The organism is Zwartia lucis (assembly GCF_965234455.1).
In the GTDB taxonomy this organism is placed as follows: domain Bacteria; phylum Pseudomonadota; class Gammaproteobacteria; order Burkholderiales; family Burkholderiaceae_B; genus Zwartia; species Zwartia lucis.
In genome coordinates, this window is sequence record NZ_OZ248478.1 from 1 (window position 1) to 14595 (window position 14595).

A 14595-nucleotide genomic window follows, 5' to 3' on the forward strand; every position below is an offset into this window, starting at 1 on the left:
TGCCCGCTTCAAGATCTTCAAGACATTGCTGGAATGCCTGAAGCACTTGCTCTTGAAAAGCGTTTTATTCATCGTAATTAAATTTTAAGGAATTAATTATGAAATTTTTTAATCATAAATATTTTGTAAACATTATTGCCTCTTTGTTGGTGTGTTTTTCAAACGCAAGTCTTGCAGATCAATTCCCAAGTAAATCAATCCGCATCATTGTTCCCTTTGGTGCAGGGAGCGGATCGGATGCTAACGCCCGGTATTATGGCGAAAAGATAAGTGCAATTCTTGGCCAACCCGTGGTTGTTGAAAATAAACCAGGTGCAGATGCAACTATTGGAATGATGGCTGCAAAAGCAGCTCCTGCAGATGGTTATACCTTAGTTCAGGGTGGTATCTCTCCATCAGTTGTGAATGCTGTAGTTTTCCCAAACCTAGCCTATGACCCAGTAAAAGATTTCACACCGGTGCTTGGTTACGCTAGAAATATGAATGTGATATTGGTTCCCAACAATTCTAAATATAAGTCGTTTACAGACCTGATAGAAGATGGGAAAAAGTTATCTAAACCTTTACTAATGGGAACATTTTCAACCACACTGAGTCTTTCAGGTGCCTGGCTAGGGCATATTACGGGACTTAAGTTCACCAATGTTCCCTACAAAGGCCAAAGTCAGGTGATGACTGACATTATTGGTAATCACTTAGATATGGCAATGGTAGATTTAGGTGGTGCCTCCGTATTGGTTAGAGAAAATAAGGTGCGGGCATTAGCAGTAACTGGTGAAAATAGATCACCCGACTTTCCTAATGTTCCTACAGTCAAAGAGTCTGGCTATCCTGAGTTCTTTCAATATAGTTGGAATGCATTATTTATCCGATCAGACACACCAGAGTCCATTCGTAAAGTGTTGGGTGATGCAGTTAAAAAAGTAATGACTTCTCAAGAGACTATTGAAAAGTATCATCGCCCTCGTGGGACAGAAGTTATTCCTCTGCTACCAGATCAGCTACAAAAATTACAACAAGAAGAAATTGATCGTTTCCGCCAGGTGAAAAAGTTAGTTGATTTTTCAGCTCAGTAATCAATATTTCCTAATATTCTGTCAATCCTCTATCTCCATCATGTATCCAAACCCCAACCCCTTAAAGTTAAAGCTGTCTAAAGATCAAACTATTACTGGAATCTATATCCAAACAAATAACTCTGCTTGCATCGAAATAGCTGCTAGTTGCGGCTACGACTATGTGATTATTGACATGGAGCACGGATCTTTTGGAATTGACGCCACCTTTGATCTAATTAGAGATGCCGAGGCTGCTGGGATTTGTCCAATTGTAAGAGTCCCAAATCATGATGAGTCAATGATTCGAAAAGTTGTCGAGGGTGGTGCCATGGGGGTATATGTTCCAGATGTTCGTACTCCCGAGCAAGCAAAAACACTTATCGCTGCAACTAAGTATCAAAAAAATGGAAATGGTGGAACAAAGGGGGCTTGTCCAACTAGCAGAGCGGTTAGAGGCCGTGGGGCCGAATGGGAAAAATTTATTGATTGGTCAAATGCCAACGTAATGATTGCCATTTTGATTGAAAGCATGGAAGGCTTGAAAAACTTATCAGGGATTCTTTCAGTGCCAGGTATTGACACCATTGTTCTTGGGCGATTTGACATAGCTCACGAGCTAGGATTATTTGGTGACAGATATGGAGTTCGGTTAAACCAAATATTTGAAGAATTTAAAACCCAAGCTCAGGCTGCGTCTGTACCTTTTGTATCAAGATTAAAAAGTAGATCGGATGATGAAATGAGCGCAGAATTTAATGCCTTAATTAGTCAAGGTGCTCGCATTTTTACGATGGGATCAGACCGAGAGTTAATTGCAAAATCTTTTATGAACGCACTAAAGCCAACAATAAATAATCCGAAATGATTGAGACTTAAAATCAGATGGCTACATCATCCGTGAAGACGCAAATATGGATCGCGATTGCGCCCTACGTCTCGATTGCAATTATGAAGAAGCGATTGAATTTGAAACATTCGCTTTACGAAATCCTAAGAGTATTGGACTTAAACATGTTTGAAATGACGCCCATCGAAGCTTTACTCGGCAAGCCTGTTGAACCTACCGAGTTATCGGATTATCCTGTTCAACAAGATCTGTTCCAAACGTTGGGACACTAGTGATGAAGGTTCAATCAATTTTTGCGTTAAATCGCACGCTCAGTCCCGTCGAGATCTCCGGACGTCGGCGCAGTCTTGTCAGACTGGGTCTGGCGTGGCTTGCCATGATGCAGGTCATGATGTTCGCTCTGCCCGGATATCTGCGCATCGAAGCTGGTCCCAATGATAGCCTGGAGGTTCTTGACTGGGCCATTTTTTTGATGAATTGGGCAAGTCTTGCGCTGACCGTCCCAGTGGTCCTGTACGCCGCCTGGCCCGTCTGGCAAGGCGTTGCCAGCGCTTTTTCAGAGCGGCGTATCACGATGGATATCCCTGTCGCCACCAGTATCGTAGCGGCCTTCATTCCAAGTGCTTTTGCCACAATCTCGGGTCGCGGAGAGGTGTATTTTGATTCGGTGACGATGTTCGTCGCTTTTCTGCTCACTGCCCGCTATGTTGAGACTCGGGCCAGGCAGTCGGTCGAAGTATCCCGAGCTGGGGCTCCGCTTGAGGCGCTTTGCCGACCTTTGGTCGCACAGTCTGATCGCGTTGCAACGATCTTCATTCTTGTTCAGCTTGGCTTTGCTTTTGTCATTTCCGGTTTCTGGTGGATGACCTATCCGGAGCATGCTTTATCGATTCTTGTGGCGCTATTGGTTATGAGTTGTCCTTGTGCACTGGCCTTAGCTGCACCGATGTCTCTTGCCGCAACGCACGCAAGTCTAGCGGCTTACCCTGAGATGACGGATGCGCAGCGCACCGTTTTGTTTGCGCGGACACGCCGGGTCACACGTCAAAACCTATACGGTTCGCTCAGTTGGCATGTATTGACCATGCCTCTTGCGGCTGTTGGCTGGGTGACGCCTTGGCTCGCCGCCTTGTTGATGTTGATCTCCTCGGTGGCTGTGGTGCTCAATGCTTGGCGTCTCTATGCAGTTCCCCACAGCGCTTTAAATACGAGGGCACCCCAAGGGTTCCATCCCAAGGCTCAATCTTAGGAATGATGTTGGAAATACTGTATCTGCTTTTACCCCTATCGCTCGTGGTGATCGTACTCGTGGGAGCCATGTTGTGGTGGGCCGTATTTTCCGGTCAGTACGACGATCCTGATGCCGCGAGTCAATCTATTTTTCTTGACGATGACCGGACGATCAGAAATATATCTTTAAAAAGGAAATAAACATGGCTCGCTCTAACGCTGTGACGGTCGATACCTTTAACTACGGAGTCGTCAGGCAGTTTGCCATCATGACGGTTGTTTGGGGTGTCGTGGGGATGTTGGTGGGTGTGATTCTGGCCGCTCAACTACTCTGGCCTGAACTCAATCTTGATATCCCTTGGCTGACTTACGGACGGATTAGGCCGCTTCATACGAATGCGGTCATTTTTGCGTTTGGCGGGAGTGCTTTGTTTGCAGCTTCTTATTATGTCGTCCAGAGGACTTGCCAGGCGCGCTTGTTTGGTGGATTGTTGATCCCCTTCACCTTTTGGGGCTGGCAGCTCGTGATTGTCGGGGCCGCGATTACCTTACCCCTCGGGATCACGACGAGCAAAGAATATGCCGAGCTTGAATGGCCGATCGATATTTTAATCACGCTGGTATGGGTTGCCTACGCGATCGTGTTTTTTGGCACGATCGTCAAGCGTAAGAGTAAGCATATCTACGTCGCGAACTGGTTCTTTGGCTCCTATATTTTGACGATCGCGATCCTGCACATTGTCAATAATATTGAAATGCCTGCGACGCTATGGAAGTCTTATTCAGCCTATGCGGGCGTGCAGGATGCGATGGTGCAATGGTGGTATGGCCACAATGCCGTCGGTTTCTTTTTAACGACGAGCTTTTTGGGCATGATGTATTACTTTATTCCCAAGCAGGCGAACCGGCCCATCTATTCGTATCGCTTATCGATTGTTCACTTTTGGGCGCTTGCGTTCACCTACATGTGGGCAGGACCTCACCATCTTCTCTACACCTCGTTACCTGATTGGACGCAATCGCTTGGCATGGTTTTTTCTCTGATACTGTTGGCACCCTCGTGGGGCGGCATGATTAACGGAATCATGACCTTGTCGGGAGCTTGGCATAAGCTGCGCACGGACCCGATCCTCAAATTCATGGTGGTATCGCTCTCGTTCTACGGTATGTCGACTTTCGAAGGGTCGATGATGTCGATCCGGACCGTCAATGCTTTGTCGCATTACACCGACTGGACAATCGGACACGTGCATTCAGGTGCCTTGGGCTGGGTCGCGATGATCACGTTTGGTATGTTGTATTACTTGATCCCAAGACTTTGGGGTCGTGACAGCATGTATAGCACCAAGCTAATCGAGGTGCATTTCTGGATCGCAACGATCGGTGTGGTGCTTTATATCGCTTCGATGTGGATTGCAGGTGTCATGCAGGGACTGATGTGGCGTGCGACTGAGGCGGATGGTTCGCTGACCTACAGCTTCGTCGAGTCCGTAAAAGCTTCGGTTCCTTTTTACGCGATTCGTCTCTTCGGCGGTACGTTGTATTTGTGTGGAATGCTTGTGATGGCTTACAACGTTTACAAAACAGTTGTGGGTGAAACGGCCGTCAATCCGGAAATTCCAAAAGATTATGTTCAAGCTGTGCCGGCCGCTGCCGTCGCAACGGCCTGAGGAGAACATCATGGCACACGAAAAGCAAAAATTCTTCTCTCATGAAACACTGGAAAAAAATATCGGGCTCATGATCGTTTGCAGTATTTTGGTCGTATTGTTTGCTGGCCTTGTCCAGATTGTGCCCTTGTTTTTTCAGCATTCGCTGACCACGCCAACCCCTGGCGTTGAGCCTTACGATCCGCTCAGGCTCATGGGGCGTGATCTCTACATCCGAGAGGGATGTGTAGGCTGCCATTCGCAACAGATCCGAATGTTGCGCGCTGAGGTGCAGCGCTACGGCCCTTACTCCTTGGCCGGTGAGGCTGTATTTGATCGTCCCTTTCTGTGGGGCTCAAAGCGGACAGGTCCTGATCTCGCGCGAGTCGGCGAGCGTTACTCGGACGAGTGGCATCGCGTCCACTTACGCAATCCCAGAGCGGTCGTGCCTGAGTCGAATATGCCTGGTTATCCTTGGCTCGCTCAACGACAGATGACGGGTGCGGATATCAAAGACCGGATGAGGGCCCTGCGTTTCCTCGGTGTGCCCTATACCGAAGCGCAAATCGAATCGGCGCCGGCTGCCTTGAAGGGGATGACTGAAGAGGATGCCATGATCGCTTATTTACAAGGTTTGGGCACAGGTGTCCGCAAGGCGGCTCAGGCCGCGCAGGCTAAAACGCCCGCAATGGGAGGTCGGTGATGCTTGCTTATCTCAATGCCATCGCAACGGTGTTGGCGATGCTGACATTTTTCGGAATTATTTGGTGGGCATTTTCTAAGGGACGTCAACAAGCAAACGAAGAGGCAGCCAATCTACCGTTTGTTTTGCCCGACGAAGGCGCTAAGCATGACAAAAAGGAATCGATGCCATGAATGATTTTTTTAATGGTTATTGGGGTTATTACATTGCAATTATTTCTGTCGGTGGGATTGTCTGGTGTTTGTGGTTGATTTTTTCACAGCGAAAATGGTTGATGAGTAAAAAACCAGGTGTTGTTGAAGATACTGGTCATGTTTGGGATGGCGACTTACGAGAGTTGAATAATCCTGTCCCCAAATGGTGGACCTCTATGTACGTCATCATGTGTGTGGTGGGTGTGGGTTATTTGGTTTTGTATCCTGGACTGGGTGCCTATCAAGGGATGCTGGGCTACACCTCTGAGATTGAAGTCAAAGAAGATCAAGCCAAGCTCAACGAAGAGGTCAAACCAGTCTTCGCGCGCTATGCCGCGATGGATATTCCTGCGATCGCAGCAGATCCCGAAGCGCGAATGATTGGTCAACGTTTATTCCTCAATCATTGCGCGCAATGTCATGGATCCGATGCGCGCGGTTCAGTGAGCTTTCCCAATCTCGCCGAGGGTGACTCCTTATATGGACGCACCCCAGAGGCTTTGCAAACCTCGATCGCACAAGGACGAAATGGTGTGATGCCCCCGTTGGGCGCAAATATCAACCTAAAGGCAGCGGGTGAAATCGCACAATACGTGCGCGCGCTTTCAGGCTTGGCCCATGATCAGATCCGTGTGATTCCAGGTAAGCGAGAGTATTTAAATAACTGCGTCGCTTGTCATGGCGTAGAAGGCAAAGGAAACAAGGCTTTAGGCGCACCCAATCTGACGGACGATGTCTGGTTGTATGGAAGCTCCGAAGCCGCGATTGTGCAAAGCATTTTGAACGGCCGTAACAACCGTATGCCCGCACAGGAGCATCTTCTGACTCCCGAGCAGGTACGTATGTTGACTGCTTGGGTGTGGGGATTGTCCGGCGGTAAAGAGGTGAATACTTCTGCCGCGATGTCAAAAGGCGCTGCCAAGTGAGGATGCGTGATGATCCGAGACGCTGAGTATGAGCGCTGACAATCAGGTCTCAAAATCTGAGAATGTACCGCCTCTTGCCTGGCGTCCGCTCGGCAGCAAAATATTGCAGCCTAACGCAGAGGTGCTTGAGCAAACGCTCGCTGATGTCCGTCAAAAAATTTATGCCCGTTCAGTCATCGGCGTATTTGCGCGTTGGCGCATCGCCTTGGTGTTGTTCACGCAAGCGCTGTTTTATGGTTTACCTTGGCTCAACTGGAATGGTCGTCAAGCGGTACTGTTCGATCTGAGTGCAAGAAAGTTTTATATTTTTGGCATGGTGCTGTGGCCCCAGGACATCATTTATTTGACGCTGTTGCTTATCATTTCCGCGCTCGGTTTATTTTTGTTTACAGCCTTGGCAGGACGTCTCTTTTGTGGGTATGCCTGTCCTCAGACTGTTTACACCGAAATTTTTATGTGGATTGAGCGCAAGATCGAGGGCGATCGCGTGGCCCGAATTCGTTTGGATGAGTCACCGCTTTCGGCGCGCAAGGTCCGAATCAAAGCGACCAAGCATACACTTTGGCTTGTGGTTGCGTTTTGGACAGGCTTTTCGTTTATTGGATATTTTGCCCCGATACGTGGTTTGACTACTGATTTATTTGCCTTGACGCTAGGACCCTGGCAGTGGTTCTGGTTGGTTTTTTATAGTCTTGCCACCTGGGGCAATGCGGGATTTTTACGCGAGCAAGTTTGTAAATACATGTGCCCCTATGCGCGCTTCCAGAGCGTGATGGTGGACCGCGATACCTTTGTGGTGACCTATGATGCCGTGCGAGGTGAGCCCCGTGGCGCGCGCTCTAGGAAAGTCGATTACCGAGCCCAAGGAATGGGTGATTGCGTGGACTGCAGCATCTGTGTTCAGGTATGCCCCACTGGCATTGATATTCGGCAAGGCCTTCAATATATGTGTATCGGTTGTGGCGCCTGTGTGGACGCTTGCAATCAAGTGATGGATAAACTTGACTACCCCAAAGGTCTGATTCGCTACACATCTGAGCGGGGTATTTTAGAAAAGCTTTCTCCGAAAGCGATGCGTGAGAGTTTATTTCGACCCCGAGTCCTGATTTATTCAATAGTTATGTTGCTGCTTGTCGCCATCTTTACAGGTGCGTTGGCAACCAGGACAACCCTGCGTGTGGATGTGATCCGGGATCGTGGCATGCTTGGGCGTGAGGTTGCAGGCGGCATGATCGAAAATGTGTATCGTCTGCAGTTAATGAATGCTTCTGAGCAGCCGCTTGTGCTTTCTCTTGATGTGGAAGGTTTGCCAGGGCTGTCGGTGGCGCTTGCTGACAGAGCCTCCGTGCCTTTGACGGATGAAAAACAATCAGGAACTGTGCAATCTACATCACATATCAACGTCGCGAGCGCCTCGAATCGCTTGATTGCCGTTGTGGTGAGAGCGCCTGGCGAGGGTGCTCAGCCCGGACCACAGCCTATACGATTTACGATGAAGTCGCTCGGTGCCAATGGTGCTGTGCTGACTGAAATCAAAGAAGCTTCCAGCTTTATTTTTCCTCGCTAAGGAGGCGTGATGACTCGCACACCACAACGTTTAGAAATTCCGCATGTCGCGACGCCTTGGTGGAGAGAGCCATGGCCTTGGTTTTTGATGCTAGGTCCTGCGTTGGCGATTGTCGGCTGTGCCATCACAATCGCTCTTGCACTACAAAGCTTTTCTGATCAGCCTATTCTTGAAGGCGGGATGAAACGGGGTTTGGTCGTTGAAAAGAACGCTAGCAAGCCAACAGCAAACGAAGCACGTTGATCAAGGGATCCGCGATGAAATGGCGTTCATTGATGTGGATATTATGGCCCTCATTTTTGATGGCGGGTTTGGCGAGTGCGGTCGTTTTTGCCTTGATCGATCCTCTGGATGTGTCTATTTTTGGCTACATCAGACCTGAGCGCGAAATGTTGTACGCCTTTGGTTTTTTCTTCTTTTGGTTGATCGCAGCCTTATCGAGTGTACTGACAGTCTTTATGTCGCCCAAGGATAATAAAGATCAAAACAGCAGCCATTTTTAAGACAGACTGAGCCTAAAAGCTTAGTTTCCGTCATGTTTTCCTCTGTGGATTGGCTGTTACTGTAACAAACAAATACAATCCTTTGAGTATAAGTCGATAAAAAATTCGCCGTAACCGAGACGCATCAGTCTTGCTGTGACGTCTCCCAAGACAGGTTAAACATGCTGACAGCACTTGAATTTACAGAAGTTCCTCAGGACGAGCGCGCCTTTCGGGCGGAGATTCGTGCATTTTTGAATGATGAAATGCAAGGCGTTTCCAATCACATCAAGGCCCGTTCTTGGATGGGCACAAGTGAATCTTTCAGCAAAAGTCTCGCAAAAAAAGGTTGGCTGGGTCTCACGATCCCCAAAGAGTATGGCGGTTCGGGAAAAGGTTTCTTTTCGCGTTTTGTCTTGTCGGAGGAGTTATTGGTCGCAGGCGCGCCTGTCGCTTCGCATTGGATTGCTGATCGACAAAGTGGGCCGTTGATTTTAAATTTTGGCACCGAAGAGCAGCGGCGTTTTTATATTCCTAAAATATGTCGCGGTGAGGCGTTTTTCTGTATTGGCATGAGCGAACCTAATTCTGGTTCAGACTTGGCCAGTATCCGCACCCGAGCCACAAAGACGACGGAAGGTTGGCTGCTCAATGGCAGCAAGATATGGACGACCAATGCGCACGGCTGTCACTACATGATCGCCTTGGTGCGTACATCGGGTGAAACCTCAGATCGACAAAAAGGCCTCTCGCAAGTCATTATTGACCTCAAACTCCCCGGTGTGACTGTTCGTCCTATTCACGATATGGCCGGCGATGCCCATTTTTCTGAGGTTTTTTTCGATCATGTCGTACTGGGTGCCGATGCGTTGGTTGGCGTAGAGGGGCAGGGCTGGGATCAGTGCACGGCAGAGCTTGCGTTTGAACGCAGCGGTCCCGAGCGCATTTATTCCAGCATCGCGCTGCTCGACAGTTGGATGTCTTGTCTGCGCGAACAAAACATCATGGACGCTGAGACCTCTGCGCTCGTGGGTTCGTTGGTCGCAGAAATGGCTGTTTTGCGAGCCTTGTCCCTTGCGGTCACCCAAAAGCTGGTGGATGGTGAAAGCCCCGCGACCGACGCCTCCGTGGTCAAGGACTATGGTACGGATTACGAACAAAAACTGATTCGTCTGATTAGTGCTTGGCTCGGCGCGCATCCTAATTTTGTTGCGAGTTCTGACTTATTGCAGACGCTGGGTTATCTCGAGCAGATGGGTGTCACGTTTTCTCTGCGTGGTGGTACTCGTGAAATTTTGCGTGGCATCATCGCCCGCGGTTTGGGCTTAAGGTAATTGACATGGAAAACTCTTTTTACGATTCAGCAGACCGTTTTTTCGCTCAAGAATGCGCGCCGTCTCAGTTACGTCAGATTGAAAAGGGCAATGATCCCGAGCCTCTCTGGGAGATCTTGTTATCTGCCGGCTTTGCCGATGCCTTGCTTCCTGAGAGCGCGGGCGGTGCTGGACTGACCCTTGCCGAAGTATGGCCCATTATGTTTTGTATGGGGCGCCATGCTTTACCCTTGCCCTATGCGCACACCATGCTGGGACGTGCCTGGTTGAATCATCATGACAAAACGATTCCACAAGGCTCGCTGACTTTTGCACCTTTTCAAGTGAGTGCTCAGAGCGCTGGACTGACTGCGCATGCTGTGAACTTCGGACTTGTTTCGGACTGGGTATTGGCACAACAAGGCAAACAGGTTTGGCTGCTGCCGTCCGCAGAGGCCACGGTCACGCCTTCGGGAGGCCATGGAACGCTAGATGCCGATTTGCATTGGTCTGCGGCTGTGGCTGATCGATGCTTACTTGGCAAGTGGGACAGCCCGCAGTTTGAATCTTTGATGTCCCTTTCTGCTGCAGTTTTGATTGCAGGTGCCGCGGATCGCGTGTTTGAAATGATACTTGCCCATGCCAATCAACGTGAGCAATTCGGTAAACCGATTGGACGTTTTCAGGCCCTACAACAACAAATTAGCGAGGTGGCTGAGTTGGTCTTTGGCGCCCGCATGGCAACCGAGATGGCTTGCCGCAGCAAAGACTGGCAGCCGACCTCGATGTTGTCTGCTTTAGCGAAAGCTCAAACAAGTCAGTCCGTTGCGCGAGTGACTGCTGTTGCCCATGCGGTGCATGGTGCGATTGGTGTGACGCAAGAGTATGACTTGCAGTTGTTTACGCGCAGACTCAATGAGTGGGCGCGGGCGGGGGGAGGGCATGCTTATTGGGCACAGCAACTCGGTCAGGAAGTGTTGTCCTCCAAACAGATCACGCTCGATTTCATTCGGTCCGAGTTGTTTCTGGAGGGCAAGTAATCTGTAAAGTCCTCGGCAACGCGGATTTAACAGGGTTTGCCGACAAGCTCGTTGAGGGCCGCCATGTCCAAGATTTTGACTTCACGCTGGTTCACGCGGATCACGCCCTCTCGGGCGAATCTTGAAAAGAGTCGACTCACTGTTTCCAAGGTCAGCCCGAGATAATTGCCGATTTCTTCGCGACTCATGCGCATGATGAAGTCTGTGGATGAATAGCCAAGCGCAGCCAATCTCTGGGATAGATTAATCAAAAAAGCAGCAAGTCGTTGCTCCGAGCGCATAGAACCCAGTGCGAGTAACACTTGATGGGAGCGAGCGATCTCCTTGCTCATCAGACGTCGAACTTGGTGTTGCAAAGAGGGCACGTAGCGGCTGATCTCATCGATATCGTCAAGCTTGACCACGCAGACCTCTGAGTCTTCCATGGCGATGGCCGTCGAGCTATGGATGCCGTCCAACATACCATCCAGACCCACAATTTCACCGGGTAGGTAAAAGCCGGTAATTTGCTGTTGGCCGGAGGCTTCGATGATCTGCGTTTTAATCGAGCCTGTGCGTAGAGCAAAAAGCGCATCAAGAGCGATACCATGTTGAAAAAGGGGCTGACCTTTTTCGATACGCAGCCGTTCCTTGACGAGCTCATCGAGCTTGGCGACTTCACTTGAGGGCATGCCAACAGGAAGGCAAACGCTTCCCATCATGCATGTAGAGCAATGCGTTGATTCCGAGGTGACCGGTACACGTTTAAGCATAAGCTCCAGACTCCTTGTGTATGGGCGGCGAGATAATAAGCGCCACTTCTCGATTGTATCCCTCTTGGCTGTCCTCCTTGATCTAAATCAAGCTCAGTTCTTTTGGTGCAGGTTAGCCTAAAGCTAAGTGAAGGTCATTTTTTCGATAAACCATTGAAATATGGTGAAACGCCCCTAAATATTGGTTAACGGATATTGGCCACAAGCCACTCACATCATGTTAGGAGCAACACCATGCGTTTTGACAAATTAACGACTAAGTTTCAACAGGCTCTGGCCGATGCACAGAGTCTGGCCGTTCGTAATGACCATCCTTATATCGAACCTGCCCACGTCTTGTCGGCGCTGCTTGCGGACAGCGAGAGCGGGGCGGGTAGCCTCTTGGCGCGTGCAGGTGTGGCGATCAATCGCTTGCAGCCCGCTCTGGACAGCATTGTCAAAGGACTTCCCCAGGTCAAGGGTGGAGATGGGAATATTCAGGTCAGCCGTGACTTGCAATCCGTCTTTACGCGTATCGATAAAGAGGCTGCGAAACGAGGCGATACCTATATTCCAAGTGAATTGTTCCTTCTCGCTTTGTCCGAGGACAAGGGCGATGTGGGTCGCGCGCTCAAGGAAACCGGTCTCCAGCGTCAGGCGCTTGATTCGGCAATTGATGCTGTGCGAGGCGGATCGTCAGTCCAGGATCAGGAAGGTGAGTCAAACCGCGAGGCACTGTCTAAATACACGATGGATCTTACGGAACGCGCACGTCAAGGAAAGCTTGATCCCGTGATTGGACGTGACGATGAGATTCGACGTGCCATTCAAATTTTGCAGCGTCGGACCAAAAACAATCCCGTCTTGATCGGTGAGCCTGGTGTGGGTAAAACCGCCATCGTTGAGGGCTTAGCGCAACGGATTGTCAACGACGAGGTGCCTGAGTCCTTGCGGGGCAAACGCGTGCTGTCGCTTGATTTGGCCAGCTTGTTAGCGGGTGCAAAGTTTCGCGGAGAGTTCGAGGAGCGTCTCAAGTCGGTACTCAAGGAGCTCGCGCAGGACGACGGCAGCTACATTATTTTCATTGATGAAATCCATACGATGGTCGGTGCTGGTAAAGCTGAAGGCGCGATGGACGCAGGCAATATGCTCAAGCCCGCGCTGGCCCGAGGCGAGTTGCATTGTATCGGTGCGACGACACTCGACGAGTATCGGAAATATATTGAAAAAGACGCAGCGCTTGAGCGCCGGTTTCAAAAAGTATTGGTCGATGAGCCTAATGTGGAGTCAACCATTGCGATTTTGCGTGGCCTACAAGAGCGTTATGAGTTGCACCACGGCGTTGAAATTACGGATCCCGCGATTGTCGCGGCCGCAGAGCTGTCACATCGCTACATTACAGATCGTTTCTTGCCGGACAAGGCCATTGATCTGATTGATGAGGCCGCCTCGCGCATCCGCATGGAGATTGACTCCAAGCCTGAGGTGATGGACAAACTCGATCGTCGCATTATTCAGCTCAAGATCGAGCGTGAAGCCGTTAAAAAGGAAACGGACGAGGGGTCGATACGTCGCTTCCAGATCATTGAGGAAGAGCTTGAGAAGCTGCAGCGGGAGTACAACGATTTTGAGGTGATCTGGAAAAGCGAAAAAGCCGCTGTTCAAGGCACTCAGTCGATCAAAGAGGAAATCGAGCGCGCACGTGCCGAGATGGCTGAGCTTCAGCGCAAAGGCCAGTTCGACAAGCTTGCGGAGATTCAGTATGGCACCTTGCCAGAGCTCGAGTCGCGACTCAAAGCCGCCGAAGGCTCAGCGCAGGGCAAGTTACCTGGTGAGCGGCCTAAGCTTTTACGCACTCAGGTGGGCGCGGAGGAAATCGCCGAGGTTGTGTCTCGTGCGACCGGTATTCCTGTGTCAAAAATGATGCAAGGCGAGCGCGACAAATTGCTCAAGATGGAGGAGCGCTTACACGATCGCGTGATCGGACAGGATGAGGCGGTTGGCTTGGTGGCGGATGCGATTCGTCGCTCCCGTGCTGGTTTGTCTGACCCGTCACGACCGTATGGTTCGTTTTTGTTCCTGGGGCCGACTGGCGTGGGCAAGACTGAGCTCACCCGTGCACTCGCGGACTTTATGTTTGATTCTGATGAGCATCTCATTCGTATCGATATGAGTGAGTTCATGGAGAAACACTCCGTTGCTCGCTTGATCGGAGCACCTCCAGGCTATGTGGGCTACGAAGAGGGGGGGTATCTGACCGAAGCGGTTCGTCGCAAGCCGTATAGTGTGATTTTGCTAGACGAGGTGGAAAAGGCACATCCGGATGTATTTAATGTCTTGCTGCAGGTGTTGGATGACGGTCGCTTAACGGATGGGCAAGGTAGGACCGTGGACTTTCGTAATACGGTGATTGTGATGACCTCGAATCTGGGTTCGCAGTATATCCAGGCGATGGTCGGCAAACCTTACGAGGCCGTTAAAGAAGTCGTGTGGGAAGAGCTGAAACAGCACTTCCGACCAGAGTTCTTGAACCGTATCGATGAGGTCGTTGTTTTCCACGCCTTGCAAAGCCAGCATATTGAAAAGATCGCAGGGATTCAGATCAATCGTTTGGCAAAGCGGATGGAGCAACAGGAAATGCGTCTTGAGGTGTCGGATGCCGCACTGGCTGAGCTTGCGCGAGAGGGTTTTGATCCCGTGTTTGGCGCAAGACCGCTCAAGCGTTCGATTCAGCAGCAGTTGGAAAATCCAATTGCCAAGCTGATACTTCAGGGTAAGTTTGGTCCAAAAGACGTGGTCCCCGTCGACTGGCGCGAGGGTAAGTTCGTTTTTGAACGCACTCTGCAGTAAAAGGC

16 protein-coding genes are annotated in these 14595 nt (G+C 50.1%); 15 read left to right on the plus strand and 1 reads right to left on the minus strand.

Features of this window, described 5'->3' with window-relative positions; translation table 11 throughout:
• Positions 1 to 98 precede the first annotated feature (98 nt).
• The 14 genes from AC8GE9_RS17370 to AC8GE9_RS17435 all read left to right on the plus strand — a co-directional run bounded on the left by AC8GE9_RS17370 (position 99) and on the right by AC8GE9_RS17435 (position 11009).
• Entirely contained in the window at positions 99 to 1076 is a 978-nt protein-coding gene (locus tag AC8GE9_RS17370; protein ID WP_506678441.1) for a Bug family tripartite tricarboxylate transporter substrate binding protein, read from the plus strand.
• Positions 1057 to 1923 (plus strand): HpcH/HpaI aldolase family protein, encoded by an 867-nt coding sequence (locus AC8GE9_RS17375; protein ID WP_506678442.1) that lies wholly within the window; start codon positions 1057 to 1059, stop codon positions 1921 to 1923. The genes AC8GE9_RS17370 and AC8GE9_RS17375 overlap by 20 nt, the downstream gene beginning before the upstream one ends.
• A 17-nt stretch (positions 1924 to 1940) precedes the next feature.
• Positions 1941 to 2177, plus strand: a complete 237-nt coding sequence (locus tag AC8GE9_RS17380; protein ID WP_506678443.1) for a hypothetical protein — start codon at positions 1941 to 1943, stop codon at positions 2175 to 2177.
• Between the two features lie 2 nt (positions 2178 to 2179).
• The gene (locus tag AC8GE9_RS17385; protein ID WP_506678444.1) at positions 2180 to 3154 is read left to right on the plus strand and encodes a hypothetical protein; all 975 of its coding nucleotides are present in this window, start codon (positions 2180 to 2182) and stop codon (positions 3152 to 3154) included.
• Positions 3155 to 3162: 8 nt separating this feature from the next.
• Positions 3163 to 3336, plus strand: a complete 174-nt coding sequence (gene ccoS, locus AC8GE9_RS17390; RefSeq protein WP_506678445.1) for a cbb3-type cytochrome oxidase assembly protein CcoS — start codon at positions 3163 to 3165, stop codon at positions 3334 to 3336.
• A gap of 2 nt (positions 3337 to 3338) precedes the next feature.
• The gene (gene ccoN, locus AC8GE9_RS17395; RefSeq protein ID WP_506678446.1) at positions 3339 to 4805 is read left to right on the plus strand and encodes a cytochrome-c oxidase, cbb3-type subunit I; all 1467 of its coding nucleotides are present in this window, start codon (positions 3339 to 3341) and stop codon (positions 4803 to 4805) included.
• Between the two features lie 10 nt (positions 4806 to 4815).
• Entirely contained in the window at positions 4816 to 5487 is a 672-nt protein-coding gene (gene ccoO / locus AC8GE9_RS17400; RefSeq protein ID WP_506678447.1) for a cytochrome-c oxidase, cbb3-type subunit II, read from the plus strand.
• Positions 5487 to 5660 carry a cbb3-type cytochrome oxidase subunit 3 gene (locus AC8GE9_RS17405; protein ID WP_506678448.1) on the plus strand — a complete coding sequence of 58 codons (174 nt, stop codon included), beginning with the start codon at positions 5487 to 5489 and terminating at the stop codon, positions 5658 to 5660. The genes ccoO and AC8GE9_RS17405 overlap by 1 nt, the downstream gene beginning before the upstream one ends.
• Positions 5657 to 6607, plus strand: a complete 951-nt coding sequence (gene ccoP, locus AC8GE9_RS17410; RefSeq protein ID WP_506678449.1) for a cytochrome-c oxidase, cbb3-type subunit III — start codon at positions 5657 to 5659, stop codon at positions 6605 to 6607. The genes AC8GE9_RS17405 and ccoP overlap by 4 nt, the downstream gene beginning before the upstream one ends.
• Positions 6608 to 6635: 28 nt before the next feature.
• Complete coding sequence (gene ccoG, locus AC8GE9_RS17415) at positions 6636 to 8174, plus strand: cytochrome c oxidase accessory protein CcoG (RefSeq protein ID WP_506678450.1); 1539 nt, start codon at positions 6636 to 6638, stop codon at positions 8172 to 8174.
• Positions 8175 to 8183: 9 nt separating this feature from the next.
• Positions 8184 to 8417, plus strand: coding sequence for a FixH family protein (locus tag AC8GE9_RS17420; RefSeq protein WP_506678451.1), 234 nt, complete (start codon positions 8184 to 8186; stop codon positions 8415 to 8417).
• 14 nt (positions 8418 to 8431) lie between these two features.
• On the plus strand, positions 8432 to 8677 hold the full coding sequence (locus tag AC8GE9_RS17425) for a hypothetical protein (protein ID WP_506678452.1): 246 nt from the start codon (positions 8432 to 8434) through the stop codon (positions 8675 to 8677).
• 161 nt (positions 8678 to 8838) lie between these two features.
• Entirely contained in the window at positions 8839 to 9990 is a 1152-nt protein-coding gene (locus AC8GE9_RS17430) for an acyl-CoA dehydrogenase family protein (protein WP_506678453.1), read from the plus strand.
• A gap of 5 nt (positions 9991 to 9995) precedes the next feature.
• On the plus strand, positions 9996 to 11009 hold the full coding sequence (locus AC8GE9_RS17435; RefSeq protein WP_506678454.1) for an acyl-CoA dehydrogenase family protein: 1014 nt from the start codon (positions 9996 to 9998) through the stop codon (positions 11007 to 11009).
• A 26-nt stretch (positions 11010 to 11035) separates the two neighbouring features.
• Here AC8GE9_RS17435 and fnr read toward each other — a convergent pair whose 3' ends face one another.
• A complete protein-coding gene (gene fnr, locus AC8GE9_RS17440; protein WP_506678455.1) occupies positions 11036 to 11761 on the minus strand; it encodes a fumarate/nitrate reduction transcriptional regulator Fnr in 726 nt (241 codons plus the stop codon).
• Positions 11762 to 11995: 234 nt separating this feature from the next.
• Here fnr and clpB point away from each other — a divergent pair, with 234 nt between their 5' ends.
• Positions 11996 to 14590: an ATP-dependent chaperone ClpB gene (gene clpB / locus AC8GE9_RS17445; protein ID WP_506678456.1), complete on the plus strand. Its 2595-nt coding sequence runs from the start codon at positions 11996 to 11998 to the stop codon at positions 14588 to 14590.
• The last annotated feature ends 5 nt before the right edge of the window (positions 14591 to 14595 follow it).